General features: G+C 54.1%; 1 protein-coding gene. It reads left to right on the top strand.

Annotation, left to right across the window (positions count from 1 at the left end; translation table 11 throughout):
- The coding region (locus WG8_RS26050) for a condensation domain-containing protein (RefSeq protein ID WP_007432242.1) at positions 1-2,266 on the top strand (2,266 nt) is incomplete at both ends.

Raw genomic sequence — 2,266 nt, 5'->3', positions numbered from 1 at the left:
ACATTCTCGATACATTCAACCGACCACAGCCGATCGGAGTAGCAGGAGAATTGTGTGTGGGTGGTGACGGAATTGTACTCGGCTACCTGAATCGTCCAGAGCTTACCGGGGAGAAGTTTACGATTCATCCGTTTGAAGATGGAGCCCGGATTTATCGCACGGGCGACCTGGCACGGTGGCTGCCTGACGGCAATATTGAGTTCATCGGCCGGATCGACCATCAGGTGAAAATTCGCGGTCAGCGGATCGAACTGGGCGAAATTGAGCATCAACTATTGCAGCATGAAGCAGTGCGGAAAACGGCTGTGCTGGCCCTCGATATGGCGGGGGGCGAAAAACGCTTGTGTGCGTACTTCGTCGCAGAAACAGTGCTGACCGTAAGCGAACTGCGCGAGCACGCAGCGAAGGGACTACCCGCATACATGATTCCGTCTGCTTTTATTCAACTGGACGAACTGCCTTTGACAGGCAATGGCAAGATAGATCGCAGAGCCTTGCCGGCTCCCAAAGAGGATGCGGCTGCAGACAGCGACTATACGGCCCCGCGCAACGAAATGGAGGCGGCGGTTGTTGGCATCTGGCAGGCTGTGCTTGACGTCCAGCGGGTCGGTATATATGACAACTTCTTCGATTTGGGTGGCCATTCTTTAAAAGCGATGGCGATGCTTGCGCGCGTTCATCGCGAACTGGAAGTGGAGATTCCGCTCAGGGAGCTATTCGCTTCACCAACAGCGGCAGCTTTCGCTGAAGTCCTCTCCCGATCCGGTAAAAGTGTCTTTGATTCGATCAGGCAGGCTCCACGGCAGGAGGTCTACCCGGTGTCATCGGCACAGAAAAGATTGTATGTGCTGCAGCAAATGGAAGGCGCGGAACAGAGCTATAATATGCCTGCTGTTTTCGAATTGGAAGGACCACTTGTGCAGGAACGCTTTAATGCGGTGATTAAAGAACTTGTGCGGAGGCACGAAGCACTCAGGACTTCATTTGAGCTGGTGGAAGGAACCCCAGTGCAGCGGGTGCAGGAAGAAACGAATTTTGCAGTGGAATATGTGCAGGCGTCCGAAAAAGAGGCAGCGGAAATGCTGGGGCATCTGGTTCGGCCGTTCGTTTTGAATCAGGCTCCGCTCTTCCGTGTGACGCTGATCCGCACAAGCGAGATGAGGCATCTTCTCTTTATCGATATGCACCATATTATCTCGGACGGCGCATCGGTAGATATTTTAATGGATGAAATCTCCAGATTGTATGTGGGTGAAAAGCTGGAGCTGCTCCGCATTCAATACAAAGATTATGCTGTGTGGCAGCAGTCGTTCTTCCGCACGGAAGCGTTCCGGCAGCAGGAGGCCTATTGGCTGGAACAGATCGGCAGGGACATTCCCTCGCTTCAACTGCCGACCGACTATGTGCGTCCAGCGGTTCAGACCTTTGCCGGGGATCGGATTCGGTTTGCGCTGGACGATACGCTTGCCACGGTACTGCGGCGTCTGGCACAGGATACGGGAACGACGCTGAATATGGTGCTGCTGGCCTGCTACACCACATTGTTGGGCAAGCTGAGCGGACAAAACGATATTGTCGTCGGCACGCCGTTTGTTGGTCGCCCGCATTCCGATCTGGAAAGATTGGTAGGCATGTTCGTCAACACACTCCCGCTCCGCCTTCGGCCGGAAGCTAGCTATACATTTGAACGGTATTTGCGGGAAGTGAAGGAGGCATCGCTGGGAGCATTTGAGTCGCAGGATTATCCTCTTGAAGAACTGATCACAAAACTGCAATTGCCGAGAGATCTAAGCCGCAATCCGCTATTCGACACGGTGTTCGCCATGCAAAATGCCAATCTGAACGATTTGAAAATGGACAGATTGAGCCTTAAGCCCCACGCTTCCGAGCAGAAGACAGCCAAGTTTGATCTGACGCTGACGGCAGCGGATGACGGGCATACGATTATGCTGGAATTTGAATATAATACGGCGCTGTTCAAGCATGAGACGATCACGCGTTGGAGCGGCTATCTCGTCCATATGATGCGCAATATTGCAGCGAATCCCGGAGCTCATCTAAGCGAGCTGTCGCTGCTGACAGAGCAGGAGCAACGTGTGCTGGTGGAGGAATGGAACCGGACAGAGCTGGAGGTACCGGAAGACCGGACGGTGGTTGGTCTGTTCGAGGAGCAGGCAGAGCGTACGCCAGAGGCAGCGGCGGTGACGTATGGCGGAAAAACGTGGAGCTACCGTGAGCTGAACGGCCGTGCAAACCAGTTAGCGCG

It is taken from the genome of Paenibacillus sp. Aloe-11 (genome assembly GCF_000245715.1).
Classification (GTDB): Bacteria; Bacillota; Bacilli; order Paenibacillales; family Paenibacillaceae; genus Paenibacillus; species Paenibacillus kribbensis.
Note: the sequence above shows the minus strand (reverse complement) of the source record. Positions and strands in the feature narration are given on the sequence as shown.